A 25860-nucleotide genomic window follows, 5' to 3' on the forward strand; every position below is an offset into this window, starting at 1 on the left:
CATTTTTCTGCCGCCTGCACTGAAAACAGAAGCCTCTGCCGTGGTGCTGCCTTGGATAAACTGGGGGGATTCGCCGGAATTCTCCCGAAAAGGACAGCCAAAGGAGAGGCTGATGTGCTATACTTTGGTCGATACCAGATATGCGCCGCCCCGGTGCTTCTGTACCCGCTGGCGGCGCGGCTCCCAGGAGGATGAATAAGGGAAAGGGAAAGGAAGATTGATTATGGCACGCGAGAAAGCAGATTCTAGCAAGAAAGCAACTGTGAAGAAGGCTGCGGCCCCGGTGGCGGAAGAGAAAGCACCCACCGCAGCGGAGACTGTGCCTGTGGAAAAGATTGCACCTGTGGCCGAACCGGCGGAGCCTGCCGTGAAGAAGCCGGCAGCCACCCGGAAAAAGGCCGCTTCCACGGCGAAAAAGGCCACGACCACCACCAGAAAGAAGGCCGCCGCAGAGAAGAAGGCGGAGCCCGTCGCCGAGAAGACCGCTCCCGAGGCGAAGAAGGCAAAGCCTGTCGCTGAGAAGGCCGCCCCCGTGGAGAAGAAGACTGAGCCCGTCGCCGAGAAGGCCGCTCCCGTGGAGAAGAAGGCGGAGCCCGTTGCCGAGAAGGTAGCCGCCGTGGAGAAGAAGGCGGAGCCCGTTGCCAAGAAGGCCGCTCCCGTGGAGAAGAAGGATGAGCCTGTTGTCGAGAAGGCTGCCCCCGTGGAGAAGAAGGCGGAGCCCGTTGCCGAGAAGGCTGCTCCCGTGGAGAAGAAGGCGGAGCCCGTTGCCGAGAAGACCGCTCCTGTGGAGAAGAAGGCTGAGCCTATTGCCGAGAAGAAAGCTGCTCCTGCGAAAAAGAAGGCCGCTGCCGCAAAGAAGCAGGCTCCTGTTGAGGAGAAGGCAGCCCCTGTGGAGGAGAAAGCCGCTCCCGCCGAGGAGAAGGCTGAGCCCGTGGTGGAGCAGGCTGCTCCTGTGGACGAGCGGTCCAACCTGCCCCGCCGGAGCATTGCCTTTATCGGCTCGGAGTGTCACCCCTTTGTCAAGACCGGCGGTTTGGGCGACGTCATGTATGCCCTGCCCCGGGAGCTGGCCCGGCTGAACTGCGATGTCCGCGTGATTCTGCCCCGCTACGCCTGCATCCCCAAGGAGTACCAGGACAAGATGGTCTACCGGGGCGAGTTCTATATGGACCTGGGCAACACCGGGCGCAGCTACTACGTGGGCATCATGGAGTACATCTGGGACGGCGTGGTGTACGACTTCATTGACAACCAGGAGTTCTTCACCTCCGGCAACCCCTACACCAACCTGGTGGACGACATCCCCAAGTACTGCTTCTTCAGCAAGGCTGCTCTGGCTGCGCTGAATTACATGGACTGGATTCCCGACATTGTCCACTGCCACGACTGGCAGGCGGCTCTGGTGCCCGTCTATCTGCGTACCCTCTTCCGGGATACGCCGGTTGGCCGCGCCAAGTCCATTCTCACCATTCATAACCTCCGCTTCCAGGGGGTCTACAACATCCCCACCATCCAGTACTGGTCCGGTCTGCCCAACGAGGCCTTCGGCATGGGCGCCCTGCAGCAGAACTGGGTGGACGCCAATCTGCTCAAGGGCGGCCTGGCCTACGCCGACCGCATCACCACCGTCAGCGGTACCTACGCCGGGGAGATCCAGACCAGCGAGTACGGCGAGAAGCTGGAGAACCACCTGCGCTACCACAGCGGCAAGCTCCGCGGCATTGTCAACGGCATCGACTACGAGATGTGGAACCCGGAGACCGACCCCGCTCTGGCGGAAAACTACGGCCTGGGCAACGTGCTGGACCACAAGATGGCCAACAAGCTGGCCCTCCAGAAGGAGCTGGGCCTGGAGGAGAATACGGACAAGTTCGTCATCGGCCTTGTCTCCCGGCTCACCGACCAGAAGGGCCTGGACCTGGTCAACGCCATTGTCCCCCAGATTCTGGACGGCAACACCCAGATGGTGGTGCTGGGCACCGGAGACAAGCGGTACGAGGACGCCTTCCGCTTCTATGAGGGCGCCTACAAGGGCACCTTCAGCGCCTGCATCCAGTACGACGAGGCCCGTGCCCACCGCATCTACGCCGGTGCGGACGCCCTGCTGGTGCCCTCCCGCTTTGAGCCCTGTGGCCTGACCCAGCTCAACGCCATGCACTACGGCACCCTGCCCATCGTCCGGGAGACCGGCGGCTTGAAGGACACCGTGGAGCCCTATAACGAGTTCAGCGGAGACGGCAACGGCTTTACCTTTGACCGCTACGACGCGGGCCTGCTGCTGGACGCCATCAACCGGGCCAAGACCCTCTACTTCGCCAACCGCTACCACTGGGACGAGGTGGTCCAGCGGGATATGGCCAAGGACGTCTCCTGGGAGAACTCCGCCAAGCAGTATAAGGATCTGTACCTGGAGCTGACCCAGTGGTAAGCGGCCAGCCGCTTGACCAGGCAGATGCCGGACAATCATGAGAAACATAAAAAACGCCTGTGCAGCCCCAATACTGCACAGGCGTTTTTTAAAAGTGCCGTCATCGCTTTTTGGTTCAACATAATACCAGTCCTTCTTTCTCAGTGTAATAGGCGGCTGTTTTTCTGTGACACTCTATATACAGCCAGCCTGCTGGTTTTGTTGCAAAGCGGAAGAAAAATTTTTGAGCCGGGGAAACCGGAGCAGAGGGAGCGGCACACCAGTGAGTCGGACATGCCGCAGGCACATTCTCTGAAAGAAAGCTTACCACAGAAGGAAGGGAAAAGCGATACCTGGAATGTAAACCGGGCGGTGTCGCGGTCAGCAGGCAGAACTGTTTGGAATGCACAGCGAAGCAGGGAATGTGAGAATATCTCCATTCCTGGCGTGCGTCCGAGACCGATCAAATTCTGCGTGTGGAGAGGGGCTTGTTTCGTACCTGTGGTGAAAAATGACACAAAAAGAGGGGCCTTTGTCTGTACAGAAACTGGAAGACCATTGACAAGCTTTTCCGGGAACGATACAATCGAATCAGCACAAACAGGATTTCTCGAGCAGCGCTGCTTTGTGACTGAACGACCGAAGATCGGCCGGAAAAGCAAAACGGAGAAGACTATGAAAGAAGAACTGAAGATTCGACTGGCCCAGTTTAAGGAACGCTACGCGGTGGACGCGGCGGTGCAGAGCCGCATTGCAAAGCCGCCCGTGGAATTCATCGGCGAGGAAATTTTTGAGCTGGCCGTTGCCGCGCTGCTGCAGGGAGAAAACCTCCTTCTGTGTGGAGGCAAGGCCACGGGTAAAAACATCCTGGCGGACAATCTGGCCTGGCTGTTTGCCCGGCCCATTTACAACGTCTCCTTCCATGTGAATACCGACAGCAGCGCCCTCATCGGAACCGACACCTTTGTGGGGGGCGAGGTGCGCCTGCGTCACGGCCCCATTGCCCAGGCGGCCAAGTGCGGCGGCTTCTGTATTCTGGACGAGATCAACATGGCCAAGAACGACGCGGTGGCCGTAATGCACTCGGTGCTGGACTACCGCCGTCTCATTGACGTGCCGGGCTATGAGTGCATCCCCATGCACCCCGCCGCCCGCTTTATCGCCACCATGAACTACGGCTATGCGGGTACCCGGGAGCTGAACGAGGCCCTGGTCTCCCGCTTCACCGTCATCCGTATGCCCACCCTGGAGGAGGGGCAGCTGCACCAGCTGCTGAAGGCGGACGTCCCCGGCGCGTCGGAGGAGAACATTGACCGTTGTATTGGGCTCTTTATGGACCTCAACGAGAAGGCCATCAACGGAGAGGTCTCCACCCACCCGGTGGACATGCGGGGTATGATTGCCGCCCTGCGTCTGATGACCGACGGCATGCGCCCCAAGGACGCCATCACCATCAACATCACCAACAAGTGCTTTGACGAGTATGAGTACCAGCTGGTTCAGGACGTTGTTATGACACGCTTCGGCTGAAACGGGAGAACACAGTGAGTATTGACAGAGAGGAAAGTCTGTTTCTGACGGTTTCGGAAAACCACACGAAACGGAAGTATCCGGAATACATCCGCCGCATGTGCGACCCCTATGAGAAGGCGGGCGGAATGATCGCGGTGTATGAGGGGGTCGTTCTGGGGGGCGGAGACAAGCTGTTCGGCCTGGATGAGCTGAACCTGTGGCTCCGGCGGCACCGGTATGCGGCCTACGACATGCATGTGCTGCTCCCCATTGCCCATCTGTGCCTGGAATACGCCGTGCGCCGCCGCCTGACGGCCCAGCGCCCCGGCATCCCCGTCATGGCGGAGGAGGCGGCCCGGGAGCTGCTGCAGCGTGATCCGCTGCGCCTTCGGTACTCCTCCCGGGGCTGGCTGAAAATCTACTGGCTGACGGAGCAGTTTCCCCAGGCGGCCAATGAGGACAGCCGGAAGATTCTGCGGAATTTTCTGGGCTTTGAACACGTGCTGGAGCTCTTTGCCCAGCTGGTCCAGGGCTGTGAGGCGTGCACCGATGCCCGGTCTCTGGTGGACCAGGCCGTGCTCCTTTATAAAAAGGTCTTTACCAAGTACTTTGCCCCCGACCACAGCCGGGACGAGCTGTCCCAGTTTGAGGTCTCCGAGGACGACCTGTGGGAGGGAAAGTACGAGGCGCCCGACCAGGAGGAAGTGGTGGAGCCGGAGGACAGCGATCCGGAGCTGACCTACCAGCGGGCGAAGAAGGTGTCCACCGACGGGGTGGACCTGTCTGAGGAGGCGCTGGCGGCCATCCCCGAGTACCTGGCCAAAAACTTTGGCCCCAGCTTCCAGACGGAAAAGGCCATGCAGGAGATTGAAAGCGCGGTGTGCGTGGGCATCCACGAGGGGCGCAAGCTGCTGTTTACCGACGGCCTGCCGGAGAGCGCCTACCAGGAGGCCACAGACCGGGCCGGTTCCCTGCGGGCGTGCCGGGATGCCAACCTGCGCATGCTGGAGGAGCACGAGGCCTCCGCCCGCCAGGGCATCCGCAGCATTGAGCAGGCCTTCCGGAACGCCCTGAATTTGAAGGACGAGCCGGAGATCTACCCCTCCGACCGGGGCGTGCTGGTGAACAGCACCCTCTGGAAGGTGGGCCGCATTGAGGAGCCCCAGCTCTTCCACAAGATCTTCCGCCAGGACGACTCCACCGTGGTGGTGGAGCTGCTTATTGACGCCAGCGGCTCCCAGGTGGGCCGGCAGTCCATGGTGGCGCTGCAGAGTTATCTGTTCAGTGCGGCCCTGAGCCGGATTCAGATCCCCCACCGGGTGATGAGCTACTGCACCTACGGGGACCACACAGTGCTGCGGCGCTTCCGGGACTACGACGACAAGCCCGAGGCTGACCGGAAGATTCTGGAGTACCGGGCCACCTCCAACAACCGGGACGGGCTGGCCCTGGCCGCGGCGGGCGTGGACCTGCTGAAGCGGCGGGAGGACCACAAGATTGTCATCGTCTTCAGCGACGGCCTGCCCAACGACATGGTGAGCGGCCGGGTGCGGAAGAACACTCCGGAGCGCTACATCGGAGACGCGGCCATCCGGGATACCTGCTTCCAGGTGCGGAAGCTGCGCCGGGAAGGGGTGCATATCATCGGCATCTTCCTGGGCGACGACAGCGAGCTGGAGAATGAGCGGATGATCTACGGATCCTCCTTCCTGCGCATCCGCCGGGCGGAGGACTTCGGCGGCACGGCTGGCAAACGGCTGAGCGAGACCCTGCTTCTGCTGTAACGGAACAACGCAATAGGAATGAAAACGGGAGCGCCGCCTGCGCGAAGCGGGCAGCGCTCCCGTTTTGGGCGTTCAGATATGACTTATGTTCATTACCAGTATCTGAAGCCGGTTTTCCATGTTGAGGGAGCTGGCGTCGTGGTACTTCTCCTCCTTGATTTTTCTGTGATGCCGGGGCCCATGGCGATGACAAAGACGCGGAACGGACGGCTCCCTCTGTGATAAACCACGCGAAATTCTTGCGGATACTGGAAAAATCGTATATTTTGTGAACAAACCTTGCAAAAAATGTAAATATTAGCACTCTTGTATTGACAGTGCTAATTTATGGTGCTATAACAGAATCGTTCCAAGAGAGAGGGGTTCAAAGAGCTCCTCCCGCAGGGCAAAAGATAAGTGCAATGAATGGAGGAATGACTTATGTTGCCCAGCATTTTTGGTGAGAATTTGTTTGATGAATTTTTTGATGATAACTTTGGGATGGTTCCCATGTGGAATGGCCGCAATCCGCTGTACGGCAAGCACGCCAAGAATCTGATGAAGACCGACGTGCGGGAGACGGAGGACACCTATGAGGTGGACATCGACCTGCCCGGCTTCAAGAAGGATGAGATCAGCGTGGACTTGGAGGACGGTTATCTGACCATCCGTGCGGCCAAGGGCCTGGATAAGGACGAGAAGGACAAGAAGGGCAAGTACATCCGTCAGGAGCGTTACGCCGGCGCCTGCAGCCGGAGCTTCTACGTGGGCGATGTGAAGCCCGAGGATGTGTCTGCCAAGTATGAGGACGGCATCCTGAAGCTGTCCATGCCCAAGCAGGCCAAGAAGGAACTGCCCAGAAGCACGACCATTGCCATCGGATAATAAAACAGTCAAAAAGGCGCTTCCGCCATGAGGCGGAAGCGCCTTTTTGCTGCGGTTGTGGGTGTGGGGCGCGAGGAAAGCGTCGCCCTGCCGGTTGTCTGCCAGTTCCGTTTCGACGGACAGGTTGCGCTGCCCTTCTTTCTCGTAGAAATATATGAAAAGCCGCACCGGCCGCCTGGATTCAGGCGGCCGGTGCGAGTTTGAAGGGAGGTAAAGCAGCCGGGAAGCCATCCGTCTGCCGGAAGAGGTATGCGGGAGCTGGTCAGCCGCCGAAGCCGGTGACGACAGCCAGAATCATGAGGGCGGCCTGGGTCACAAACAGGCACAGGAACACAGGCACCACAAACTTCCACCACTTGGTGACCTTGACGCCGGCCAGACCGGCCATGATAGCGGCAAAGCCGGTGGGCCAGACAATGTTGGACAGGCCGTCGCCGAACTGGAAGGCCAAAACCGCCACGTCGCGGTGCAGACCCAGCAGGTCGGCCAGAGGAGCCATGATGGGCATGGAGGTGGCCGCCTGACCGGAGCCGGAGGGAATGAGGAAGTTCAGGAAGGTCTGGAGCAGGAGCATAGCCACGGCGGAGAGCCAGGCGGGGAGGTGGGAGAGGGGCAGGGACATGTAGTACACGATGGTGTCGATGATGTTGCCGGCCTGGAGCACCATGAGGATGCCGCGGGCCAGACCGATCATCATACAGGCCATGGCCACGTTGGTGAAGCCGGCCTCATACTTGCGGGCGATTTCGTTTACGCTCCAGCCCATGACGATGGCGCTGAGAATACCCATAATCATGAAGACGGCAGCCAGTTCGGTGAAGTACCAGCCGTACTGCTGACAGCCGATGACCACCACGATGATGCCGCACAGCAGGATGAGCAGCACCAGAATTTCCCGGATGCCGAAGGGGGCGTTCTGTACGTCCTCCTCGCTCATCTGAGCGGACAGGGTGTCGCCGTAGACCAGGCTCTTGGTGGGGTCGGCCTGGACCTTCAGTGCATAGCGGATAATCAGGACGGAGGCCACCGCAATCATACACAGGTGGCAGAACAGACGGAAGAGAACGCCGGAGGCGGGAGCAACCCCGGCAATGCCCTGGGCCACGCCCACGGTGAAGGGGTTGATCATGGCGCCGGAATAGCCCATGCCGGCGCCCACTGCCACGATGGCCAGACCGACAATGGCGTCAAAGCCCATGGCCACAGCGATTCCGGTGAAGACGGGAATGAAGGGGAACCACTCCTCGAAAAGGCCGATGGTGGAGGAGGCGATGCCCACGATGGTCAGGAACACGGGGATAATGACCACACGGGCCTTCCCCTTGAACAGGCGAAGCAGGGCGGCCACCAGACCGTTGAAGGCGCCGCTGGAGATGATCATGCCAATGGAGGCGTAGGCGATGAAGACGAAGAAGATGACGCCCCCGGCATCACAGAAGCCGGTGTGGATGAGCTGGAACATCTGGAACAGACCCACGGGGGTGGATTCCACGGCATGGAAGGTGCCGGCCACCACCACGTCATCCACACGGTCAAACTGGCCGGCGGGGAGAATCCAGGTCAAAATGGTACATACGACAATGATGGCAAAGAGCAGGGCATAAATGTGTGGGACGGTGCGCTTGCTTTTTTTCGTCAGGGTATTGTCCGGTTTCACGGGAACTCCTCCTTATTTCATTTCTCCAAATTACAACCGAACAGCCGCGCCGGACCGCCATCCGGCGGCGCCTGTGGGATTATTCGCGGAGCTTTGCCTCACGGGCGGCCTGGTGCGAGTCACGGACCGAGGTACGGAAGGCCTCGTCTGTCAGTGTGCGCAGTGCCAGGGCGGCCAGAATGGTGCCGCCGTCCTCAATGGCCTGATGGGCCCGGGGCTGAATGGTCTCCTCCCGGAACTGGGGAGTATGCAGGGAGTGGAAGGTGTCGCAGATGGACAGCTCGGGCTGGATGGTGGGGCAGCGGTAGCTCACGTTGCCCACATCGGAGGAGCCGTTGGGGGGCAGCACCGGACCGTGGGGCAGGTTCAGCGCGTCGTAGAGCTCCAGAACAGCCTGCTCCAGCACGGGCACCCGGACCATGTCGTGGAAGTCCTCAAAGCCCTTGGTGAACTCCACCTGGCAGTCCAGAGCGATGCAGGCGCCCTGGGCGCACTTGCGGACCACCTCGTCCATCTGCTCCAGCTTGGCCTGGGAGTCGGTGCGGATCTCCAGGCGGACGGTGGCCTGCTCGGGCAGGATATTGGGGTACTGGCCTCCGTCGGTGATGACTCCGTTGATGTGGATGTCGGGGGTGAAGCACTCCCGGCGGGCGTCAATGAGGTCCAGGAATTTCCGGGCGGCGGTGAGGGCGTTGTGTCCCTTCCAGGGGCCGGCCACCGCATGGGCGGCGGCGCCGGTAAACTGGGCGATGTAGCAGCGCAGGCTGAGCACATCCATGTCCGCGTTGCTCACGCCGCCGCTCCAGCTGTGGAACATGATGGCGGCGGACAGGTCGTCAAAGGCCCCCTGGGCAGCCATGCCAACCTTGGCACCGTCCTCCTCCTCGGCGGGAGTGCCGAAGACGATGACCTTGCCGGAAAAGCGGTCCTTCAGGTCCGCCAGTGCCAGGGCGGCCAGCACGGACATGGAGCCGTGGACGTTGTGGCCGCAGGCGTGGCCCAGGCCGGGCAGGGCGTCGTACTCGGTCAGGATGCCCACGCTGGGGCCCTCGCCGTTGTCCAGCACAGCCCGGAACCCGGTGGGGTAGCCCAGGTAGGGGTACTCCACCTCATAGCCCGCCTCCCGCAGAAGATCCACGATCTTCTGGCTGGAGCGGAACTCCTGATCGGGTAGCTCGGGGTGGGCGTACAGGTCGTCGCTGAGCTCCACCGCCAGGGAACGGCGGTTTTGAATTGCCTGCTGAATGTAGGACGGTAACGTTGCCATGTTGCTTCCTTCTCTCCAAACTTAAAATCATTTAAAGAATAGAAAAAGTACAGTACTTTTACTATTGGATATATTACCGGGAAAGAACGGAAAAAGTCAAGAAGAAACTGGCCATAATACCGACAAAAATTAGGAGTGAATTTTGCGGTAATTAGCTAAAGAGGTAATAAATTGGGGAGAGAGCAGAAGAAAATACCCGTGATTGCGAAAGAAAAACGGCAAAAAAATTTCGGGAACGTCCCTTGCATGGGGCGTTCCCGAAAAAATATTCAGATAGATTGAAAAGCTGGCGGAGGAAAAACGCAGAGGGGAAGGACTCAGAACTCCAGGGAAATTCGGTACAGATTCTGAGACCGTCCCTTATTGCCCACCCGGCGCTGGCCAGAGATCTGGGCATAGCCTCCGGTGACCAGAGCCTTGAGTACCCGGTTGGCCACCCGCAGGGAGAAGCCCTGATTCCGAATCAGCTCCTCGGAGGTGAGCAGGTCGGAGCGCTCCGCCTGCATGACAGAGATCACCCGATAGACGGTCTCAGCGGACAGGTGACAGTGGTTGGCCACCTCCTCCACCTGGCTGGCGGACACCCCAACCTCCGGCAGGCCGGAACAGGGGCTTATGGGCAGGGAACGGATGGCCTCGCTCTCGTCCACGTAGACGCAGGTGTCCTGCTCCAGACGGGTGCGGTAGTCCTGGGCCCGCATGGCGTGGCTGCGGGCGCTGGCCAGGTCGGGGCCGCTGCCCAGGCTGACCAGCCCCTGAAAGCCCATCTCCTGGGCCAGGTAGGGGGCCAGATCACAGCGGGTAAACTGTTGGGTGACGGCGCCCAGCTGCTCCAGGGTGAGGTAGAGCTCCACGTCGGTGAGGTCGTCCTTGAGCACCGGGTCAATCTGACGCTGGTGGCAGTACTCCAGCAGGGCCTGCTTGAGGGACAGCAGCTCCAGCCCGTGGTTGGAGGCCAGCTGGCGGGCCCGCAGGTCGTAGCGGGGGCTGACCCGGATGACGGCGGACTGGTTGCGCCGCAGGGTCTCCGTCTGGATCTGCCGGACGCACTCGTCCAGCGCCTGAATCATGGAGTTGCGGCTGGGGTAGGAGTAATAGCACTCCACCTTCTCGCCGGCCAGGCCCTGGACCACGCTGTTGTAGTAGGTGATGACCACATCCAGCTTGCCCGCCCGGCACCGGCGCTGGTAGTCGGCCACCAGCATCCGCTCCTGCTCATCCAGCTCCGCAACCGTCATGCCCAGAAAGTGGCGGTTGTGCTCCTCCACCAGCTCGGGCAGCCGGTCCTCCTCCAGCACCTGGACCAGGGACACGTCCTCCCCCAGAAAATCAATGCCGATGCGGGCGGGGTCATAGTCCTTCCGCCGGAACAGCAGGCCCAGCAGAATGCGGTAGGTGTTGATGAGGTAATGACCGATGCGGTCCTTCACGGCGTAGGGGGGCGTGTCCACCTCCCGCAGGGCGGCCAGCGGGATGACGCCGCTGACCAGAAAGGCGTCAAACCGGGATTTCTGTGCCAGAAAGACCTGCTGAAGCTCAGACAGGGTTTCATATTGAAAATAGGTGATGTGGTGGCCCTGCCACGAATCCCCCAATATATCTTTACAGTAGTTGAGAAAATGTTCCTGCAGTAAAAACGCAATTTCCTTGTGCATAACACTACGGAGGGCCCGGGGGCCCCACTCCTTCATCCTTGTTCTTCCCCTATTTTAAGCGAAGGCGCAGGGGGTTTCAACCCTCTTTTGCGGGGAAAGCGGGCGGAATTGGGACGAAAATTTCGAAAAAATTTATATTTGCATACCGGACCGTTTACAAGTATCATTTACACTGAAGAGAAGGTGATGGGGATGAGACGGCGCATATTTCTTTTTTATACGATCTCTCTGGTGTTGTCGCTGGTGCTGCTGCTGACCGTGAGCAGCCTTGTGGTCCAGGGGGTGTCCCGGTTCTACCAGGAGCGGGCGGTGCCCCCGGCAGATGACCGCTCCGCCCAGGCCCAGGAGATTCTGAGCCAGTGGCCGGATACGAACCGGGACTGGCGGGCGCTGGACCAGCAGCTGGACCGGCAGGGCTATCAGCTGCTGGTGGAGCGGGACGGGCGGCCCCTCTACTCCTCCCTGGACCAGGCCCAGGAGGAGGCCTACCGCCGTCTCTCCGGCCGGGCCGCCTGGCCGGAGGAGGGCACGCTGGTCCTCCAGGACCAGGGACTGGTGATGGTGGGCCGCCGGTGCGGAGGCGTGACCCTCATTGCCATGCCCCAGCCGGTGATGCCCGAGGTGCTGGGGCGTCCCAGACCCCAGACGGAGGCGGTCATTCTCTCCCTGTTCATCAGCGGCCTTGTGGCCATCGGGATGATTGTGCTGCTGAGCCTGCTGCTGGCCCGCACCCAGATCCGGCGGATCATGCGCCCGGTGAACGCCCTGACCCAGGCGGCCCGGCGGGTGGAGGAGGGGGACCTGTCCACCCCGGTGGGCTACGGGGGCCAGGACGAGTTTTCCGCCGTCTGCGCCGCCTTCGACCACATGCAGGAGCACCTGCGCCAGGAGCGGGAGAAGAGCGCCAGCTATGAGAAGGCCCGCACCGATCTGGTGGCCGGCATCTCCCACGACCTGCGTACCCCCCTCACCTCGGTGAAGGGCTACATCAAGGGAATGCGGGACGGGGTGGCCAACACCCCGGAGAAGCGGGAACAGTATCTGGATGTGGCCTACCGCAAGGCCTGCGACATGGAGCGGCTGCTCCAGCGGCTTTTCTACTTTTCCCGCATGGAGACGGGCAATCTGCCCCTGATGCTCACCCCCACCGACCTGGGGGAGTTTGTGACCCAGTTTGCCCGGGAGACCCAGGAGGAGCTGGCGGAGAGCGGGGGAAAGGTGGTGCTGCGGGGAGCCCCCGCCGCCCACCCGGTGCGCATGGACCGGGAGCAGATGTACCGGGTGCTCACCAATCTGAAGGAAAACGCCCTGCGCTACGCCGGGGCAGGCCCGCTGGTGCTCACCCTCACCGTATGGCGGCAGGGGAACCGGGAGTGCCTGCGCTTTGCGGACAACGGCCGGGGGGTGCCCCCGGAGCAGCTGCCCCACCTCTTTGAGCAGTTCTGGCGGGGGGACAGCGCCCGGAGCAGCAAGGGGGGCGAGGGCAGCGGCCTGGGGCTCTATATTGTGCAGTACATCGTGCAGGCCCACGGGGGCACGGTCCGGGCGAACAACGACGGGGGCCTGGTCATCGAGCTTGCCCTGCCCTGTGAGGAGGAAGAAGAACATGAGTAAGCTGCTGATTGTGGAGGACGACAAGGAGATCGCCATGCTGGAGCGGGACTACCTGGAGCTCTCCGGCTATGAGACAAAGGTGGTGGACGACGGAAACCAGGCGGCCGAGCTGGCCCTCACCGGGGAGTACGACCTCATATTGCTGGATCTCATGCTGCCGGGGTGCGACGGCCTGGACGTGTGCCGCCGCATCCGGGACCGGGTGGACGTGCCCATTCTCATGGTCACCGCCCGGTCGGAGTCGGTGGACAAGATCCGGGGTCTGGGCATTGGGGCGGACGACTATGTGGCCAAGCCCTTTGACCCGGCGGAGCTGGTGGCCCGGGTGAAGGCCCACCTCAGCCGCTACCAGCGGCTCACCGGCGGCCGGGGGGAGGACGACGGGGCCATCACCGTGGGAGATGTGCGCATCCTGCCCCAGAGCTGGCGAGTGTTCAAGGGGGACCGGGAGGTAAAGATGCCCAACCGGGAGTTTGCCCTTTTGAAGTATCTGGCGGAGAACCCCAACATTGTCTTTTCCAAGGAGCAGCTCTTTGAGGCCATCTGGGGCTATGACTATCTGGGGGACAGCGCCACCGTCACCGTCCACGTGGGGCGCATCCGGGACAAGATTGAGGACGACCCGGCCAACCCCAGGATTATTGAGACGGTGTGGGGCCGGGGCTACCGGCTCAACGGAGGCATAAACTAGCAAAAAAACCAAACGCGCGGGGTGCTGCCCCGCGCGTTTTTGGATCGGATGGGCAAACCTCGGACAGACGGCGGAAAATGTTTTGGATCTGTTTCGAAACTGTTTCGAAATGGGCCCCGGACCGTTCAGAATTGGCTGGTACAATGACCGGGAAATGGCGGTACCAAGGTCCGTGGGAAAGGAAGCATGTGGATATGAAGCTGGACATCCGAAGGAAGACAGACGCCGGGGAGGAAAAACGCCCTCTGCCGGGACTTTTTGCGAAAAAGCCGGGGAACAGGGGGCGGAAATGGCGGCGGCTCATCGCCGCTGTGGTAGTGGTGGCCGTGCTGGCCGGCGGAGGCATGTATTTGCTGGGCGGCGAGCAGACGGCGGCAGCCCTGGAGACCTCCTACACCACCGCCCAGGTCACCCGCATGGACATCACCTCCTCCATCACCGGAAGCGGCACCCTGGAGGCGGCCAACTCCTACTCGGTGACCACTCTGGTGGAGGGCACCATCCTCACCGATACCTTTGAGGAGGGGGACCAGGTGGAGGAGGGCACTGTGCTCTACACCATTGACTCCTCGGACAGCGACGCCTCCCTGGAGCAGGCGGAAATCTCCCTCCAGCAGGCCCAGCGCAATTACAACAATCAGCTGGAGAACCTGGAGAAGCTGAACCTCACCGCCCCCGCCGCCGGGACGGTCTACTCCCTGGACGTGGAGGTGGGGGATGAGGTGTCCGCCGGACAGCAGGTGGCCTCCATCCGGGATTCCGGCACCATGAGCCTGACGGTGAACTTCCCCTCGGACGACGCCGCCTCCTTCTACGTGGGCCAGAGCGCCACGGTGACCCTGGACTCCACCTTTGAGACCCTCAGCGGCACCATCTCCAAAATCAGCGGCATCGACACGGTGCTCACCGGCAACATCATGGTCCGCGCGGTGACCATCGACGTCACAAACCCCGGTGCCCTGTCCACCGCCCAGAGCGCCAGCGCCGCCGTGGGCTCGGTGACCAGCACAGACAGCGGCACCTTTGCCTACAAGGCGGAGGAGGCGGTGACGGCGGAGACCTCCGGCACCGTGACCGCCGTCCGGGTGTCCGAGGGGGACCGGGTGTCCGAGAACCAGGTGCTGGTGGTGCTGGAGAGCGACGACCTGGAGGATTCCGTCCAGAACGCCTCCGAGTCCCTGCGCAACGCGGAGCTCTCCCTGGAAAACCAGTATGACCGCCTGGAGGACTACACCATCACCTCCCCCATCTCCGGCACAGTGGTGGATAAGTACTATAAGGCCGGAGAGACCTCCGAGGCCAACCAGGTGCTGTGCAGCATCTACGACCTGTCCTACCTCACCATGACCCTCAGCGTGGATGAGCTGGACATCTCCAGCATCGCCGTGGGCCAGACGGTCACCGTCACCGCCGACGCGGTGGAGGACCGGACCTATGAGGGAGTGGTCACCAAGGTGAGCGTGGCGGGCACCTCGTCCGGCAGCGCCACCACCTACCCCGTGACCATCCGCATTGATGAGACCGACGGCCTGCTCCCCGGCATGAGCGTGGATGCGGTCATCCAGCTGGACAGCGCCACCGACGTGCTGGCCATCCCCTCGGCGGCCCTCCAGCGGGGCAACACCGTGCTGGTTACTGCCGACTCCCCCAGCGCGGTGGACGGCACCCTGGTGGAGGCGGACAGCGAGGAGGGGACCGACTACTACTCCGTGGAGGTCACCATCGGCGTCAGCGGTGACGATTACATTGAAATTACCTCCGGCCTGCAGGAGGGGGACACCGTGGTCTACATTGCGGCCAGCTCCGCCGAAAACGGCATGGCCATGGGAATGATGGGGGAGATGCCCAGCGGTATGATGGGCGGCCAGATGCCCTCCGGCGGCGGAGGCGGCATGCCCTCGGGCGGCGGCCCGGGAGGACGGTGAGACAGCCATGAATCCTCTCATTGAATTTCAGCAGGTGTGCAAGTACTACCAGATGGGGGAGAGCACGGTGGTGGCCGCCGACCACATCTCTTTTCAGATCTACAAGGGGGAGTTTGTGGCCATTGTGGGCTCCTCCGGGTCGGGAAAATCCACCTGCATGAACATCATCGGCTGCCTGGATGTGCCCACCCAGGGCACCTATCTTCTAAAAGGGCAGGACGTGGGCCAGATGAACAAAAACCAGCTGGCGGAGGTACGAAACCAGCTGCTGGGCTTTATTTTCCAACAGTATAACCTCTTGCCCAAGCTGAACCTGGTGGAAAACGTGGAGGTCCCCCTGATGTATGCGGGGGTGTCCAAGCGGGAGCGCCGGGAGCGGGCCCGGGCCGCCCTGGAGGAGGTGGGGCTGGGGGACAAGTGGCGCCACAAGCCCATGGAGCTCTCCGGCGGCCAGCAGCAGCGGGTGTCCATCGCCCGGGCCCTGGTGGGCCACCCGGCGGTCATTCTGGCTGACGAGCCCACCGGCGCCCTGGACTCCCGCACCGGCCGGGAGGTGCTGGGGATGCTCCAGGACCTCCACCGCCAGGGCCACACCGTGGTGCTCATCACCCACGACAACTCCATCGCCGTCCAGGCCCAGCGGATCATCCGGCTGGAGGACGGCCAGGTGGTCTACGACGGCCCCTCCGACGCGCCGGAGGCGGTGGTCACACCCCGGGCGGCGGGAGGGAGGAGCCTATGAAGCTGACGGAATCCCTGGCGCTGGCCCTGAAAAACATTGTTTCCAGCAAGGTGCGTACCCTGCTCACCATGCTGGGCATCATCATCGGCGTGGCGGCGGTCATTGTCATTGTGGGTCTGGGCAACGGCCTGGAGCAGTACGTCACCGACAGCTTCTCCGACCTGGGCACCAACACCCTGACGGTGACGGTGATGTCCCGAGGCTCCACCCGGTCCCTGGACGCGGACGACATGTATGAGCTGGTGGAGGAGAACAGCCAGTATCTGGACCTGTGCTCCCCCACGGTGCCCATGATGGGCTATGTGAAGATTGGCTCTGAGACGGTGGACAGCACCACCTCCCAGGGGGTGAGCGAGGACTACTTTGCCATCGCCGGACTGGAGGTATCCTCGGGCCGGGGCCTTCAGTACAGCGACATGGCCACCCGGTCCAAGGTGTGCGTCATCGGCGCCTACCTGAACCAGGCCTACTTCGGCGGGAACGCCGTGGGAGAGACCCTCCGGGTGGGCGGCCAGAGCCTGACCGTGGTGGGGGTGCTGGCCCAGCAGGGGGACACCCTGGAGGAGGGGGGCAGCGATGACTGCCTGTACCTCCCCTACACCACCGCCGAGCGCATCTCCGGCGAGGCCAGCTCCTACACCATTACCATGCGCAATGAGGACTATGTGAACGAGAGCGTGGCCGCCCTGGAGGCCGCCCTCTACGAGGTCTTTGAAAGCGACAGCTACTACACCGTCACCAGCATGGCGGAGATGCTGGACACCATGACCAGCATGATCAACATCCTGGTGGGCGTGCTGGCGGGCATCGCCGCCATCTCTCTGGTGGTGGGCGGCATCGGCATTATGAACATCATGCTGGTGTCCGTCACCGAGCGCACCCGGGAGATCGGCATCCGCAAGTCCCTGGGGGCCAAGGAGCGGTATATTATGCAGCAATTTGTCATCGAGGCCGCGGCCACCAGCGCCCTGGGCGGGATTATCGGCATCCTTCTGGGGGACGGACTGTCTGCGGTGGCCACCACGGTCATTGCCCGGATTTCGGAGGAGAGCATCACCGTGGCTCCAACCCTGGGAGCGGTGGCGTTGGCCTTCGGCATCTCCGTGGGCATCGGCATCCTCTTTGGCTATCTGCCCGCCAAGAAGGCCGCCCGCCTCAACCCCATCGACGCGCTGCACTATGATTAACTCACCGGCGCCCCGGCGGCAGAACGCCGCCGGGTCCGCCGGACGAAAACCAATGGAAAGGGAGTTTTGGCCATGAAAAAGCGTTCCATCGCGGCCCTGGCGCTGCTGGTGTGCCTGCTGCTGTCTCTGGGGACAGTCCCCGCGGGGGCGGTAAGCGAGAGCACAGCCCTGGAGACCGTCCGGGCCCTGGGCATTCTCGCCGGGGACGAAAACGGAAACCTGAATTTGACCTCCTCCGTCACTCGGGCGGAGTTTGTCACCATGATGACGGCGGCCTCCGCCTACAAGGACACGGTGGGCACCGGCACCGGTGTGTCCCTCTTCAAGGACGTGAAAAGCAGCCACTGGGCCAGCCAGTATATCCGCCTGGCGGTGGAGCAGGAGTGGATGATCGGCTTTGTGGACGGGACCTTCCGCCCGGACAATTCCATCACCCTGGAGGAGGGGTGTACCGCCCTCTTGAAGCTGCTGGGCTATCAGTCCTCTGACCTGGTGGGCGCCTACCCCTCCGCCCAACTGACCAAGGCCGCGTCGGTGGGGCTGCTGGACGACCTGGATGTGGCCCAGGGCCAGACTCTCACCCGGCAGGACTGCGTCATGCTCTTTTATAACCTGATGCTCGCTGAGACCAGCACCGGCGCGGTCTACGCCACCACCCTGGGCTACACCGTCACAAACGGGGAGCTGGATTACAGCGCCCTGGTCTCCGCCGACACAAAGGGCCCCTATGTGGCGGAGTCCGGCACCCTCACCCTGCCATTCTCCGCTGACGGAGCCACCATTTACCGCAACGGAGGGACGGCCAGCCTGTCCGAGGTCCAGCCCTACGACGTCTATTACTATAACGCCAACCTGAATACCGTCTGGGTATACAGCGACCGGGTGAGTGGTACCCTCACCGCTGTCTCGCCCAGCTCCGCCGCCCCCACCTCGGTCACCGTGGCGGGAGGCACCTACCAGCTGGGGACCGCCACCGCCGTCTACAAGTGCTCCAGCCAGGGCAGCTTCGCCCCCGGCGACCTGGTCACCCTGCTGCTGGGCATGAACGGCGAGGTGGTGGACGTCCTGGACGCCAATGAGACGGAGACCACCTACTACGGCCTGGTTCTCTCCAGTGAAAAGACGGGATCCACCTCCGCCACCAGCAGCTCGGCCTCCCTCCAGGTGGAGACCCAGGTGGCCTGCACCGACGGCACCGCCCGCACCTTCTACACCAGCGGTACCACCACCTACTCCGCCGGCCGCCTGGTGAGCGTCACCCTGGGCGGCACGGGGACCTCCATCCAGTCCCTAAGCTCCAAGCACCTGTCCGGCTCCGTCAGCCAGGATGGAACCTCCTTTGCGGGCTATGACTTTGCCACCGATGTGCAGATTCTGGACACGGATGACGCGGGAGGCTATGCCCGCATCTACCCCAGCCGCCTGGCGGGGGAGCGGCTCTCTGAGAGCGACGTGGCCTACTACACCCTGGATGAAAACGGGGACATTGACCGCCTCATCCTGGACGAGGTCACGGGTGATACCCTGGACTACGTCTATATCACCGATGAGGAGACCAGCTCCGCCGACTTCTCCATCTCCGGTACCTACACCTACTACCAGAACGGAGAGAGCCGCACCTTCACCGGCAACAAGATTTACAGCGTCTCCGTGGGCGGGGCCGTTCTCCGGCAGGAGGATGGAGAGGTGACCAGCCTGCGCCAGCTCACCTCCGTGCGGCTGACCGGCCTCGGCGACCTGTCTGCCACGGCGGACAACCAGACCTACCGCCTGGCCGAGGATGCGCAGGTCATCCTCCGGGGCACGGGCAGCGACGGCTACTACGCCACCACCCTGTCGGAGATTGACGTGGAACACTATACCCTCCAGGGCTGGTACGACAACCTGGGCTGCTCCGCAGGCGGGCGCATCCGCATCATTGTGGCCACCCCCAAGAGCTGAGATGGCTTGACCTTTCCCGGCGGGAATGGTATGCTTGCCTCAGAAACCGAATGTGCCCGGCGCGTCCTTCTATCTGGAGCAAAGGGTAAGAAAATGCGGCAGAAACGCCCTGAAACCGTCGGTTTCAGGGTGTTTTTTTCTTGGAAAGGAGGGGGACTGTGAGCGAGACAGTACCCATGCAGGTGATTGCCCGCCTGCACAGCGATTTTACCCAGAAATTCGGCATTCCCCGGCAGAGCGGGCTGGTGGACGAGCTGGAGGCCACGGTGGTCTTTGAGCCGGAGTTCCGCAATCCCGACGCCCTGCGGGGGATCGAGGGCTTTTCCCATCTGTGGCTCATCTGGGAGTTCTCCCAGGCCCGGCGGGCGGAGTGGTCCCCCACCGTGCGCCCGCCCCGGCTGGGGGGCAACGTGCGTATGGGGGTGTTTGCTACCCGGTCGCCCTTCCGGCCCAACCCCATCGGCCTGAGCTGTGTGCGCCTGGCGGGGGTGGAGCTCCACAGTGAGCTGGGCCCCATTCTGAAGGTACGGGGGGCGGATTTGCTGGACGGCACCCCCATCTTTGACATCAAGCCCTACGTGCCCTACGCCGACAGCAAGCCCCAGGCCCTGGGGGGCTTTGCCAGCACCCCCAAGGAGGCCACCCTGACGGTGGACATTCCCCCGGAGCTGCTGGAGCGGATTCCGCCGGAGAAGCGGGCGGCCATCACTGGCGTGCTGGCCCAGGACCCCCGCCCCGCCTACCAGGAGGATGAAGCCCGGATCTACGGCATGGGCTTCGGAGGGCTGGACATCAAATTCCGGGTAGAGGGGAGCCGGCTGACCGTAGTGGCGGTGGAACATTCATAGAAATTTAACTTGGCAGAGCGAAAAAGTATGCTATAATTAGGAACAATCAAACCCGGCGGGCGGGGCCCGGACCGGGACAGGAGGGATTTGCATGAAGCTTATTTTCGCAGTCATTCGGGACAAGGATGCCAACGAGGCCATCATCGCCCTGAACAAGGAGCACATCGGCGTCACCAAGCTGTCCAGTACCGGCGGCTTTCTCCGGGACGGAAATACCACGCTGATGATTGGCACCGAGGATGACAAGGTGGAGGCTGTCATGGACATCCTGCGGGAGAACTGCGCCAAGCGCAGCCAGATGGAGGTGGTCGCACCTCCCTATACCACCGGCGGCGTGCCCGGCTGGAGCATGGGCTGCACCTCCATCAAGGTGGAGGTGGGCGGCGCCACGGTGTTTGTGCTGGACGTGGAGCAATTCCGGAAACTGTGAGAGAAGCCCCGGCCGAAGTCAGCGGCCGGGGCGTTTTTTGTAAAAAAAGAGACCTTCCACCAGGTGGAAGGCAAAAAACAGCGGCCAGGGCCTTGACTTTCTCCCCGCTGGAAGGTGTAGCCTTGGGGCGAAAGGAGTGAAGCGGAGATGAATGAGATCCGCTGGGCGGTGAGCCAGAGTGCCATCGCCGTTATGATTCTGACAGCCCTGTTTGCGGTGGTGCTGCCCCTGGGGCTGGGGCTGTGGTTCCGGAGGCGCACGGGAGGCCGGTGGCGGTTTTTCCTGCTGGGCGCGGTGATCTTTCCTCTGTTTGCCCTGGTGCTGGAGGGGAGCGTCAACCGGGCAGTGCTGGGCAACTCCCTGGGTGGAGTGCTGGCGGGAAACCTCTGGCTGTACGCCCTGTACGGCGGACTGGCGGCCGGTATATTTGAGGAGTGCGGGCGGTACGTAGCCCTCTGGGCGGCACGGACATGGAGCCGGGGGCCGGGGGACGCCCTGATGTACGGGGCGGGCCACGGAGGGATTGAGGCCGTGCTGCTCACCGGGGTGACCATGGTTAACAATATTGTCTTGTCCCTGGCCATAAACCGTGGCGGACTGGAGGCGGTGGAACAGCTGACCGGCCCTCTTCCCGAGAGCACCCAGGCGGCTCTGGCTGCGCTGACCACCGCACCGGCGGGGGTCTACCTGTGGAGCGGCTTTGAGCGGCTGACAGCGGTGGTGCTGCACATCGCCCTGTCGGTGCTGGTGTACGCCGCCGTCACCCGGCGGGGACAGTGGTATTGGTTCCCTGCGGCCATCGCCCTCCATGCCCTGGTGGACATGGCGGCGGTGGTGACCGGCGCCAGCTGCCCCATTGTGGTGACCGAGGTCGTTGCGGCCCTGGCCGCGGCGGCGATGGCGCTGCTGGCCTGGCGGGTTTATCGGGGAGAACCGATGGAAAATGCTTGACCTTCCCCCAACTGGAAGGTATATGATACCGTCAGAGAGAAGAGAAAGGAGGTGGTGCCCATGCGCATCAACGAGGTGGAGGCCCAGGTGGGCATCACCAAAAAGAACATCCGGTTTTACGAGGAGCAGGGGCTGCTCCATCCCCGCCGGAGCACGGAGAACGGCTACCGGGACTACGGGGAGGGGGAGCTGGTCGTCCTGCGGCAGATTAAGCTTCTGCGCAAGCTGGGCGTCCCTCTGGAGGAAATCCGGAAGATGCAGTCCGGGGGGATTACCCTGGGGGACTGTATGCGCCGCCACCTGGTGACCCTGGAGCGGGAGCAGCGCAATCTGGAGCAGTCCATGGAGCTGTGCCGCCGGCTGAAGGACCAGGACGGCACCCTGGAGAGCCTGGACGCCCGGGAGCTGCTGGAGGAGATGGAGGCCATGGAAAAGGCGGGCACCACCTTCCTCAACCGCCAGGAGGGAGACACCCGGCGGATTCGGTATGTGGCCCCGGCAGTGGTGACGCTGCTCACTGTGCTGCTCATGGGGGGCCTTATCGCACTGATGCTGTGGGCCTTCGCCATTGACGCGGAGGAGGCCCCGCCCCTGCCTCTCATTGTGGTGCTGGTGGCACTGCCCGGGGTGGTCATCCTGGGGGTGCTGGCCGCCCTCTGGCAGCGGGTGAAGGAAATTCAGAAAGGAGAGGCGGACGATGCGAAAAACTACTAAAAACCACGGCCTGACGGGGGCGGTCATCACGGTGATTGTCCTGGTGCTGCTGATGGTGCTCTCCGCCGGAGCCATGCTGGGGGACTACTTCGGCAGCGGAGGCGGCGGCTTTGAGGCCGGAGTCATTATCCTGTGCGCCCTGCTGTGTCTGGCGGTGGCGGTGGGCGTCATTGTCGCTTTGGTTCAGCGCTGGCACGAGGTGCAGAAGGGGGAGGAAGATGAAGCCCGGAAGTATTGAGGAAAAGAAGGCGGCCCGGAAGCGGGACGCGGTGCGGGGCATCGTCCTGTTTGCTCTGCTGCAGGGGTGCTGCGCGGTAGGATTCTGGGCCCTGGGTACCATTCCCGGGCTGCCCGGCTGGTGCAAAACGTTGTTTTGGGTGCTGGCGGCGGGATCTCTGGCACTGCTGATTCCCGCTGTGCTGGTGCTGCGAGCAAGATTTCAGGAGATTGAAGGAGGAGAGTTAGATGCTGCTGGTAAATATTGAGTACATTCCCGGCAAGGAGATTGAGGCCCTGGGTATGGTCAAGGGGACCGTGGTCCAGTCCAAGAACTTTGGAAAGGACTTCATGGCCGGGATGAAAACCCTGGTGGGCGGCGAGATTACGAGCTACACCGAGATGCTCAACGAGGCCCGCCAGATTGCCGTCAAGCGCATGGTGGACGAGGCGGAGGCCCTGGGGGCCGATGCCGTCGTCAATGTGCGCTATGGATCGTCCTCAGTGATGCAGGGGGCGGCGGAGGTCATTGCCTACGGCACAGCCGTAAAATACCGCTGAGCAAGCTGAGCCCCCGCCCGTTGGACGGGGGCTTGTTTGCGGATAAAACACACTGGAAACTGAAACACTAAGTCCACGGGGCCGGCGGGAAGCGTCCGGCCGGGAAAGGAGCAAGCAGATGAAAGTAAATCCCAGAAAGGCGGCCATCATCGGCTGCGGCTTTGTAGGGGCGTCCATCGCCTTCCGGTTTTTGCAGCAGGGGCTGTTCTCCCAGCTGGTGCTGGTGGATGTAAACCGGGAGAAGGCGGAGGGGGAGGCCATGGACCTGAGCGACGGCCTGCCCTACGCCGAGGCCATGGAGATCACCGCCGGCGGCTACGATGACATTGCCGACTGCGCCCTCATCGTCATCACCGCCGGAGCCAACCAGAAGCCGGGAGAGACCCGCCTGGACCTCATCGGCAAGAACATTGCCATTCTCAAGGGGGTCATCGGGGAGATCACCGCCCGTGACTTCGGGGGCATTCTGCTGGTGGTGTCCAACCCCGTGGACGTGCTTACCTACGCCGCCTGGAAGCTGTCGGGCTACCCCAAGAACCGGGTCATCGGCTCGGGCACGGTGCTGGACACCGCCCGCCTCAAGCAGATTTTGGGGGAGAAGCTGGGGGTGGACAGCCGCAACGTCCACGCCTTCATTGTGGGTGAACACGGCGACAGTGAGCTGGCCGTGTGGAGCGGAGCCAACGTGTCCGGCGTGGACCTGGACCAGTTCTGCCACCTGCGGGGCGACCCGCTGGACCATGAGGAGATGGAGCGGATCTACCAGGGCGTGCGGGACAGCGCCTATGAGATCATCCGCCGGAAGGGCGCCACTTACTACGGCATCGCCATGGCGGTGGGCCGCATCGCCCAGTGCATTCTCCGGGATGAGAAGGCAGTGCTGCCCATTTCGGCGGTGCTGGAGGGGCAGTACGGCCTGGAAGGGCTGTGCCTGAGCGTGCCCTCCATCGTGGGCAAGGGCGGCCTGGAGGAGGTGCTGGAGATCCCCCTGTCTGCCCAGGAGCGGGAGGCTCTGGCCGCCTCCGCCAAGCAGATGCAGGAGGCCATTGCCTCTGTGGGCCTGTAAAAAGAACACATAGCCGCCCCCCTTTCCTCATACAGTGGAGGGAAGGGGGGCGGCTTTTTTATGGCGGGCAGAGGGACAAGGCGTTTGGCAGGCGGTCCGGGCGGGATGGCAAGGACGGTGGCTTGGGCGCTGGCGTTGACGGCGGTGCTGTTTTTCCTGCCGGTGGTGACGGTGGGGGGAAACGGGCTGTACCAGAGCGGGGAAGAGGAGCCGGAGGCCACCCTGCCCATCGACCGGGTGGCAGTGACCACCGGGGCCAGGGACAAGGGGAAGGTGGTGCGCCTTCAGCTGGAGGACGGCACGGTGCAGGAGATGACCATGGCCGACTACCTGTGGGGGGTGGTGGCAGCGGAGATGCCCGCCTCCTTTGAGGAGGAGGCGCTGAAGGCCCAGGCCTGTGCCGCCCGGACCTACACGGCCGTGCTCCAGAGCACCTCCGCAGAAAAGCATCCGGACGCGGACATCTGCGCCGACAGTACCTGCTGCCAGGCCTATGTGGAGCGCAGCCAGGCGGAGGCCCGGTGGGGGCTCAACGCCCAGAGCTACGGGGAGAAGATCGACCGGGCGGTGGCCGAGACCGACGGCCTGGGCATCCTCTACGGCGGGCAGCCCATCCAGGCCCTGTTTTTCTCCTCCGCGCCGGGGAAAACGGTGGATGCGGTGGAGGTTTGGGGCAACAGCGTGGACTACTTAAAGAGCGTGGAGAGCCCCGAGGGGGACGAGGTGCCCAACTACCACAGCCAGGTGCTCCTCACCGCCGACCAGGTGAAGGAGACCACCCTGGCGGCCTATCCGGGGACCGATCTGTCCGGCGACCCGTCGGGGTGGTTCGGAACCGTGACATATGGGGAGAGCGGTACCGTGTCCTCCCTGGTGCTGGGGGGCGTCACCCTCACCGGAAGCCAGGTGCGGAGCCTGTTTGCCCTGCGTTCCGCGGCCTTTACCGTAAGCTGGGATGGGAGCAATTTCACCTTTGACGTGACCGGCTACGGCCACGGGGTGGGGATGAGCCAGTACGGGGCCAACGCCATGGCCAAGGAGGGCAAGACCTTTGAGGAAATTCTCACCTGGTACTATACGGGTACCGAGGTGGCGTTCCTGTGGGAGTGAAAAAGTTTTCCCGGCGCTGGGTCAATGTGGTACAATGGGTCCACCAAAGAGAATCGGGAGTGAGACAGGATGCGGGAAGAAGAAAAAATTTTTGCGGGGAAGCTGTTTGATGCCAGGACCCAGGAGCTGCGGGACAAAAAACACAAGGCCCACGAGCTGTGCAGACAGTTCAACACCATGGACGAGTACGATCCCCAGCGGCTGCCCCTGGTGCGGGAGTTCATCGGCGCCATTGGCCAGAAGTATTATTTCCAGGGGCCCATCCAGTTTAATTATGGCTGCCACACCTTTATCGGGGAGAACTTTTTTGCCAACTTCAACCTGTTGGTCATGGATGATGGAAGGATCTGGATTGGAGATAACGTGATGGTGGGCCCCAACGTCAGTCTGCTGTGCACCAACCACCCCCTGCTGCCTGACGAGCGGATTCGCCTGCGCTATCCGGACGGGCACGTGTCCATGTCGGAGTTTGCCAGTGAAATCCACATCGAGGACGACGTCTGGCTGGCGGCCAATGTGTCGGTGCTGGACGGGGTGACCATCGGGAAGGGCGCGGTAATCGGCGCGGGCAGCGTGGTGACCCGGGATATTCCGGCGGGCTGGCTGGCGGCGGGGGTTCCGGCCAAGCCCATTCGGAAGATTGGGCCGGAGGACTCCAAGCTGGATCTGCTGGTGGAGTAACCGGGGATGGGAAAATGAAAAACAGGCGGTCAGCCCA

The 25860-nt window shown here is 62.5% G+C and carries 23 protein-coding genes; 20 read left to right on the forward strand and 3 right to left on the reverse strand.

The window, feature by feature from the left end; genetic code table 11:
* Positions 1–223: 223 nt before the first annotated feature.
* From AC3YUO_RS09805 to AC3YUO_RS09820, 4 genes are all read left to right on the forward strand, one after another.
* Positions 224–2428 carry a glycogen synthase gene (locus AC3YUO_RS09805; protein ID WP_489962854.1) on the forward strand — a complete coding sequence of 735 codons (2205 nt, stop codon included), beginning with the start codon at positions 224–226 and terminating at the stop codon, positions 2426–2428.
* A 654-nt stretch (positions 2429–3082) separates the two neighbouring features.
* Positions 3083–3937, forward strand: a complete 855-nt coding sequence (locus tag AC3YUO_RS09810) for an AAA family ATPase (RefSeq protein WP_489962855.1) — start codon at positions 3083–3085, stop codon at positions 3935–3937.
* Positions 3938–3951: 14 nt separating this feature from the next.
* Positions 3952–5703 carry a vWA domain-containing protein gene (locus AC3YUO_RS09815; protein ID WP_489962856.1) on the forward strand — a complete coding sequence of 584 codons (1752 nt, stop codon included), beginning with the start codon at positions 3952–3954 and terminating at the stop codon, positions 5701–5703.
* A gap of 420 nt (positions 5704–6123) precedes the next feature.
* Positions 6124–6567 carry an Hsp20/alpha crystallin family protein gene (locus AC3YUO_RS09820; protein WP_489962857.1) on the forward strand — a complete coding sequence of 148 codons (444 nt, stop codon included), beginning with the start codon at positions 6124–6126 and terminating at the stop codon, positions 6565–6567.
* A gap of 262 nt (positions 6568–6829) precedes the next feature.
* On the opposite strand, the gene AC3YUO_RS09825 is transcribed toward AC3YUO_RS09820, so the two are convergent.
* The 3 genes from AC3YUO_RS09825 to AC3YUO_RS09835 form a co-directional block, all read right to left on the reverse strand.
* Positions 6830–8224 (reverse strand): YfcC family protein, encoded by a 1395-nt coding sequence (locus AC3YUO_RS09825; RefSeq protein WP_489962858.1) that lies wholly within the window; start codon positions 8222–8224, stop codon positions 6830–6832.
* 79 nt (positions 8225–8303) lie between these two features.
* The gene (locus AC3YUO_RS09830) at positions 8304–9491 is read right to left on the reverse strand and encodes an amidohydrolase (protein WP_489962859.1); all 1188 of its coding nucleotides are present in this window, start codon (positions 9489–9491) and stop codon (positions 8304–8306) included.
* A gap of 317 nt (positions 9492–9808) precedes the next feature.
* Positions 9809–11146, reverse strand: coding sequence for a hypothetical protein (locus AC3YUO_RS09835; RefSeq protein ID WP_489962860.1), 1338 nt, complete (start codon positions 11144–11146; stop codon positions 9809–9811).
* 192 nt (positions 11147–11338) lie between these two features.
* Between AC3YUO_RS09835 and AC3YUO_RS09840 the strand changes: the two genes are divergently transcribed.
* The 16 genes from AC3YUO_RS09840 (at position 11339) to AC3YUO_RS09915 (ending at position 25823) form a co-directional block, all read left to right on the forward strand.
* A complete protein-coding gene (locus AC3YUO_RS09840) occupies positions 11339–12760 on the forward strand; it encodes a sensor histidine kinase (RefSeq protein ID WP_489962861.1) in 1422 nt (473 codons plus the stop codon).
* Complete coding sequence (locus tag AC3YUO_RS09845) at positions 12753–13451, forward strand: response regulator transcription factor (protein ID WP_489962862.1); 699 nt, start codon at positions 12753–12755, stop codon at positions 13449–13451. The genes AC3YUO_RS09840 and AC3YUO_RS09845 overlap by 8 nt, the downstream gene beginning before the upstream one ends.
* A gap of 194 nt (positions 13452–13645) precedes the next feature.
* A complete protein-coding gene (locus AC3YUO_RS09850) occupies positions 13646–15376 on the forward strand; it encodes an efflux RND transporter periplasmic adaptor subunit (RefSeq protein ID WP_489962863.1) in 1731 nt (576 codons plus the stop codon).
* A gap of 7 nt (positions 15377–15383) precedes the next feature.
* Complete coding sequence (locus tag AC3YUO_RS09855; RefSeq protein WP_489962864.1) at positions 15384–16118, forward strand: ABC transporter ATP-binding protein; 735 nt, start codon at positions 15384–15386, stop codon at positions 16116–16118.
* The gene (locus AC3YUO_RS09860) at positions 16115–17305 is read left to right on the forward strand and encodes an ABC transporter permease (protein WP_489962865.1); all 1191 of its coding nucleotides are present in this window, start codon (positions 16115–16117) and stop codon (positions 17303–17305) included. Before AC3YUO_RS09855 ends, AC3YUO_RS09860 begins: the two co-directional genes overlap by 4 nt.
* Before the next feature lie 72 nt (positions 17306–17377).
* Positions 17378–19246, forward strand: coding sequence for an S-layer homology domain-containing protein (locus AC3YUO_RS09865; RefSeq protein ID WP_489962866.1), 1869 nt, complete (start codon positions 17378–17380; stop codon positions 19244–19246).
* Positions 19247–19422: 176 nt separating this feature from the next.
* The gene (gene tsaA / locus AC3YUO_RS09870; RefSeq protein WP_489962926.1) at positions 19423–20094 is read left to right on the forward strand and encodes a tRNA (N6-threonylcarbamoyladenosine(37)-N6)-methyltransferase TrmO; all 672 of its coding nucleotides are present in this window, start codon (positions 19423–19425) and stop codon (positions 20092–20094) included.
* A gap of 91 nt (positions 20095–20185) precedes the next feature.
* Positions 20186–20524, forward strand: a complete 339-nt coding sequence (locus tag AC3YUO_RS09875; RefSeq protein WP_489962867.1) for a cyclic-di-AMP receptor — start codon at positions 20186–20188, stop codon at positions 20522–20524.
* Between the two features lie 147 nt (positions 20525–20671).
* Positions 20672–21475 (forward strand): YhfC family intramembrane metalloprotease, encoded by an 804-nt coding sequence (locus tag AC3YUO_RS09880; RefSeq protein ID WP_489962868.1) that lies wholly within the window; start codon positions 20672–20674, stop codon positions 21473–21475.
* A gap of 60 nt (positions 21476–21535) precedes the next feature.
* A complete protein-coding gene (locus tag AC3YUO_RS09885; RefSeq protein WP_489962869.1) occupies positions 21536–22189 on the forward strand; it encodes a MerR family transcriptional regulator in 654 nt (217 codons plus the stop codon).
* The gene (locus tag AC3YUO_RS09890; RefSeq protein ID WP_489962870.1) at positions 22173–22427 is read left to right on the forward strand and encodes a hypothetical protein; all 255 of its coding nucleotides are present in this window, start codon (positions 22173–22175) and stop codon (positions 22425–22427) included. Before AC3YUO_RS09885 ends, AC3YUO_RS09890 begins: the two co-directional genes overlap by 17 nt.
* On the forward strand, positions 22408–22674 hold the full coding sequence (locus AC3YUO_RS09895) for a hypothetical protein (protein ID WP_489962871.1): 267 nt from the start codon (positions 22408–22410) through the stop codon (positions 22672–22674). Before AC3YUO_RS09890 ends, AC3YUO_RS09895 begins: the two co-directional genes overlap by 20 nt.
* Entirely contained in the window at positions 22655–22966 is a 312-nt protein-coding gene (locus AC3YUO_RS09900) for a YbjQ family protein (RefSeq protein WP_489962872.1), read from the forward strand. The genes AC3YUO_RS09895 and AC3YUO_RS09900 overlap by 20 nt, the downstream gene beginning before the upstream one ends.
* Positions 22967–23084: 118 nt before the next feature.
* Positions 23085–24032 (forward strand): L-lactate dehydrogenase, encoded by a 948-nt coding sequence (locus tag AC3YUO_RS09905; RefSeq protein WP_489962873.1) that lies wholly within the window; start codon positions 23085–23087, stop codon positions 24030–24032.
* 105 nt (positions 24033–24137) lie between these two features.
* Positions 24138–25142 (forward strand): stage II sporulation protein D, encoded by a 1005-nt coding sequence (gene spoIID, locus AC3YUO_RS09910; RefSeq protein ID WP_489962874.1) that lies wholly within the window; start codon positions 24138–24140, stop codon positions 25140–25142.
* A 69-nt stretch (positions 25143–25211) separates the two neighbouring features.
* On the forward strand, positions 25212–25823 hold the full coding sequence (locus tag AC3YUO_RS09915) for a sugar O-acetyltransferase (RefSeq protein WP_489962875.1): 612 nt from the start codon (positions 25212–25214) through the stop codon (positions 25821–25823).
* Positions 25824–25860 lie beyond the last annotated feature (37 nt).

Source organism: Pseudoflavonifractor sp. HNCC25GI2, from assembly GCF_058136395.1.